Source organism: Streptomyces sp. NRRL S-87, assembly GCF_000719335.1.
Taxonomy (GTDB): domain Bacteria; phylum Actinomycetota; class Actinomycetes; order Streptomycetales; family Streptomycetaceae; genus Streptomyces.
In genome coordinates, this window is record NZ_JOGB01000188.1 from 1 (window position 1) to 422 (window position 422).

Consider the following 422-nt stretch of genomic DNA (forward strand, 5'->3'; position numbering starts at 1 on the left):
GGACGAGCGGGGCCCACCGGGAGCGGTCGGCGGCGATGGAGCGGGCGAGTCCGGCGAACCCGGCCACGGTGGAGGGGTGAGGGCTGGCCGGCTGCAGAAGGTGCTGGACCTCAAGGATGTCGCCGGCGATCGAAAGGTCGCTGTCGCTGTTCATGGGTGCGGTGGTTCCTCGGCAGGTGGATGCGCGTGCGGGGGGTGTGACGCGGAGACCGGAATCCGGTGAAACGAAGCTGGATCAGAGCTGGAGCGCAGGGCTTCAACAGCTGTGACAGCTGGAACAGCAACAGCGAGCCTGGACAGCCGTACGGAACCCACGGGCGTGGGTCGTGTACATCACTGCGGTCGCTTGCATGCGATTAAGGAGACCGGCTGGGTCCGCCTCCTGTCAACCCAATGCCCGATTTGACGGCATTGTTTCACTC

General features: G+C 65.6%; 1 pseudogene. It reads right to left on the bottom strand.

Going from position 1 to position 422, the window contains the following annotated elements:
* Window positions 1–154, bottom strand: a pseudogene (locus IF43_RS0135680) (cysteine dioxygenase); the annotation flags it as partial.
* Between the last annotated feature and the right edge of the window lie 268 nt (window positions 155–422).